Source organism: Peterkaempfera griseoplana, assembly GCF_001418575.1.
In the GTDB taxonomy this organism is placed as follows: Bacteria; Actinomycetota; Actinomycetes; order Streptomycetales; family Streptomycetaceae; genus Peterkaempfera; species Peterkaempfera griseoplana.
Genome location: NZ_LIQR01000551.1, coordinates 1 through 3845, shown reverse-complemented (window position 1 = coordinate 3845; position 3845 = coordinate 1). Strand labels below are relative to the sequence as shown.

Here is a 3845-nt window from a genome sequence, read left to right as displayed (position 1 = left end):
GGGCGGGGGCGTGCGCGGCGGCCGGGCGGCGCGGGGTTACCCTCGGGGAGGCGGTGCCGAGTCCGGGCGTACCGCCCCGACCCCTGGCATGTGAGGCGAACGCGGTGAAGTCGAACCCCCTGCTGTCCTGGTACCGGGCGCTGGCCTATGCGACCGGCTGCATGTTGCTGCTGCTCTGCGGCTTCATGGTGGCCAAGTACGGCTTCGGTGTGGGGAAGAGCGCCACGTTCTTCGTCGCGCAGGCCCACGGAATCCTCTTCATGGGCTATGTCGTGGTGGCGTTCCTGCTCGGCCAGAAGCAGCGCTGGGGGCTGGTCAAGCAGCTGCTGATCCTGGTGGCGGGCACCATCCCGTTCTGCTCCTTCGTCGCCGAGCGCCGGGTGGTCCGCGAGGTACGCGGCGAGGCGGCCGGGAAGGCCGCACCCGCGCCCGTACGGGTCTGATCACTTCCCCCGGTGCGCTGCCCCCGGGCAGTGCGCCGGGGGATGCCCGTCGACAGATACTAGGACGTCCGAGTAAATTGGGGGGACATCCTGATATCGGTCTATGGGAGCGGGGTACGGCAGTGGACGACGAGGAGATCGAGGCGGGCCGAAGCCGCTGGCAGCAGCGGTACGACAGGGCGCGCAAGCGCGACGCGGACTTCACCACCCTCTCCGGCGACCCCGTCGACCCGGTCTACGGGCCGCCCGCAGGGGCGCCGGCGGCCGGGTTCGAGCGGATCGGCTGGCCCGGGGAGTACCCCTTCACCAGGGGTCTGCACCCCACCGGCTACCGGGGCCGGGCCTGGACGATCCGGCAGTTCGCAGGGTTCGGCAACGCCCGGCAGACCAATGAGCGCTACCGGATGATCCTGGACGCGGGCGGCGGCGGCCTCTCCGTGGCGTTCGACATGCCCACCCTGATGGGCCGCGACTCCGACGACCCGCGCTCGCTCGGCGAGGTCGGCCACTGCGGCGTCGCCATCGACTCCGCCGCCGACATGGAGGTCCTCTTCGACTCCATCCCGCTGGCCGAGGTCACCACCTCCATGACCATCTCCGGACCCGCCGTCCCGGTCTTCTGCATGTACCTGGTGGCGGCCGAGCGGCAGGGTGTGGACCCCGGCGTGCTCAACGGCACCCTGCAGACGGACATCTTCAAGGAGTACATCGCCCAGAAGGAGTGGCTCTTCTCCCCGGAGCCCCATCTGCGCCTGATCGGCGACCTGATGGAGTACTGCGCGGCGGGCATCCCCGCGTACAAGCCGCTCTCGGTCTCCGGCTACCACATCCGTGAGGCGGGCTCCACGGCCGCGCAGGAGCTGGCCTTCACCCTGGCCGACGGCTTCGGCTACGTGGAACTGGGCCTCTCCCGCGGCCTGGACGTGGACACCTTCGCCCCCGGGCTCTCCTTCTTCTTCGACGCCCATCTGGACTTCTTCGAGGAGATCGCCAAGTTCCGCGCCGCACGCCGGATCTGGGCCCGCTGGATGCGCGACGTCTACGGGGCGAGGACCGACAAGGCGCAGTGGCTCCGCTTCCACACCCAGACCGCAGGGGTGTCGCTCACCGCCCAGCAGCCGTACAACAACGTGGTGCGGACCGCCGTGGAGGCCCTCTCGGCGGTGCTCGGCGGGACCAACTCCCTGCACACCAACGCCCTCGACGAGACCCTGGCGCTGCCCTCCGCCCAGGCCGCCGAGATCGCCCTGCGCACCCAGCAGGTGCTGATGGAGGAGACCGGGGTGGCCAATGTGGCCGACCCGCTGGGCGGCTCCTGGTACGTGGAGGCGCTCACCGACCGCATCGAGGCCGAGGCCGAGGCGATCTTCGAGCGGATCCGCCGCATGGGCGAGCGCAACGGCGGGGCCGAGCACCCGGTGGGCCCGATGACCGCCGGCATTCTGCGCGGCATCGAGGACGGCTGGTTCGTGGGGGAGATCGCCGAGTCGGCGTTCCGCTACCAGCAGGCCCTGGAGAAGGGGGAGAAGCGCGTCGTCGGCGTCAACTGCCACACCTCCACGGTCACGTCGGAGCTGGAGATCCTGCGGGTCAGCCATGAGGTGGAGACCGAGCAGGTCCGGCTGCTGGCCGAGCGCAGGGCCGAGCGGGACGACGCCGCGGTCAAGGCGGGGCTCGCCGCGATGCTGGAGGCCGCACGGTCCGGGGCCAACATGGTGCCGCCGATGCTGGAGGCGGTGCGGGCCGAGGCGACCCTGGGCGAGATCTGCGACGCCCTGCGCGACGAGTGGGGCACCTACACCGAGCCTCCGGGCTTCTGAGCTCCGGTTCCTCACCGGTCCGCGGTCCCGTACGCCCTCGCGGGGTGTACGGGACCGCGGTCTGTCCGCTGCCGGGGGTGAAGGGGCGGTGGGGGGCGCGTACGGCCGGCGCGCAAGCCGTGGACAGGGCCGGTGCCGCAGGACCGTTGCCTGCGGGGGCGGGACGGCGGCGGGGTGCCGTCCGGCCCGGGGCCGCGCTGCGGCCTTGCGTGCGGAAGTCAGGGGCGCCCGGTGGAGAGGGCGGCGAGGGGGGCCAGGAGCAGGGTGGTGAACCGGCTGATCCACTCCTCGCAGGCGGGTTGCCCGCTGACCAGGATGCGGTGCTCCACGGCGCCGGCGATGGTGTCGAAGATGATGTCCACCTCCTGGTCCGCGGTCGCCTCGTCCACGTCCGGGGGGAGTTCGCCGCGGGCCTGGGCGTTGGCCCTGCCCTGGTGCACCAGCCGCTTCTGCGGGTCCACGATGGACTCCCTGATCCGCCCGCGCAGCAGCGGGTCACGAGTGCCCTCGGCGAACAGCGCCAGCATCGCGGCCTGGGTCTCGGGGCGGGAGAGCAGCGCGGCGAAACGCTGCACCACGGCCTCGATGTCCGCCCGCAGGCTTCCCAGGTCGGTCATCTCCAGATCGTCGAAGAGCACCGCGACGGCGTCCACCACCAGCTCGTTCTTGGAGGGCCAGCGCCGGTAGAGGGTGGTCTTGGCGACCCCCGCCCGCTGGGCGACATGGCTCATGGTGAGCCCGCCCCAGCCGAGTTCGGCGAGCAGGGAGCGGGTGGCCTCCAGAATGGCGTGGTCGGTGGCGGCGTTGCGTGGTCTGCCCTTGGCCCGGGCGGGGGCGTCCGTCGGTACGGCCACGAGCGGTCTCCTGGGTGGGGAGGGGCGCAGCTGCGTCGGTGCTGCCGGGCGAGGGTACCCGTACACCGGTGGCTCTCCGATACACGGTGACTGCCAGGAGTGAGGTGTCTCACGCCGCAGCCGGGCCTCGCGGTGTGTTCCGGGGAGCCCCGGACATATACGCTACGTCTGGTAGCGAAAAGAGCGGCAACCAGGGTGCGGGTGGGGACCCGCACCGAATGCACAGGGACGAGTGATCGCCCTCGCGGGTCCGTGGGAGACGGTCCTGTGGCGGGAGTGACACTCCGGGTGGGGCGCCCCGCAAGGGAGATGGCGTCCGCACCCCTTCGGACGGGGGAGGATAGAGCCATGCAGCCACGGAACATGTCCATGCGCGGCGTGGTCGACCTCGCCGCGGTGAAGGCGGCCGGAGACGCCGCCCAGAAGGCGGAGCAGGCGCGGGCCGAGCGGGCCCGCCAGGCGCTCCGCCGGCGCCGGTCTCCGTCGTCCTCGATGTCACGGAGGAGACCTTCGAGGCGGAGGTCGTCCAGCGCTCGGCCGAGGCTCCGGTCGTGGTCGACTTCTGGGCCGAGTGGTGCGGCCCCTGCAAGCAGCTGAGCCCCGTCCTGGAGCGGCTGGCGGAGGAGTACGCGGGCCGGTTCGTGCTGGCGAAGATCGATGTCGACGCCAACCAGATGCTGGCGGCGCAGTTCGGCATCCAGTCCATCCCCGCGGTGATGGCGGTGGTG

The 3845-nt window shown here is 71.7% G+C and carries 3 protein-coding genes and 1 pseudogene; 3 read left to right on the top strand and 1 reads right to left on the bottom strand.

Going from position 1 to position 3845, the window contains the following annotated elements; all coding sequences use genetic code 11:
* Positions 1 to 104: 104 nt before the first annotated feature.
* Together AOK09_RS32365 and AOK09_RS32360 are read left to right on the top strand one after the other, a co-directional pair.
* A complete protein-coding gene (locus tag AOK09_RS32365; RefSeq protein ID WP_245687587.1) occupies positions 105 to 443 on the top strand; it encodes a DUF3817 domain-containing protein in 339 nt (112 codons plus the stop codon).
* A gap of 122 nt (positions 444 to 565) precedes the next feature.
* Positions 566 to 2263: an acyl-CoA mutase large subunit family protein gene (locus AOK09_RS32360; RefSeq protein ID WP_055590788.1), complete on the top strand. Its 1698-nt coding sequence runs from the start codon at positions 566 to 568 to the stop codon at positions 2261 to 2263.
* 218 nt (positions 2264 to 2481) lie between these two features.
* Here AOK09_RS32360 and AOK09_RS32355 read toward each other — a convergent pair whose 3' ends face one another.
* A complete protein-coding gene (locus AOK09_RS32355; RefSeq protein WP_055590787.1) occupies positions 2482 to 3117 on the bottom strand; it encodes a TetR/AcrR family transcriptional regulator in 636 nt (211 codons plus the stop codon).
* 348 nt (positions 3118 to 3465) lie between these two features.
* Between AOK09_RS32355 and AOK09_RS32350 the strand changes: the two are divergent.
* A pseudogene (locus tag AOK09_RS32350) lies at positions 3466 to 3845 on the top strand (thioredoxin family protein); the annotation flags it as partial.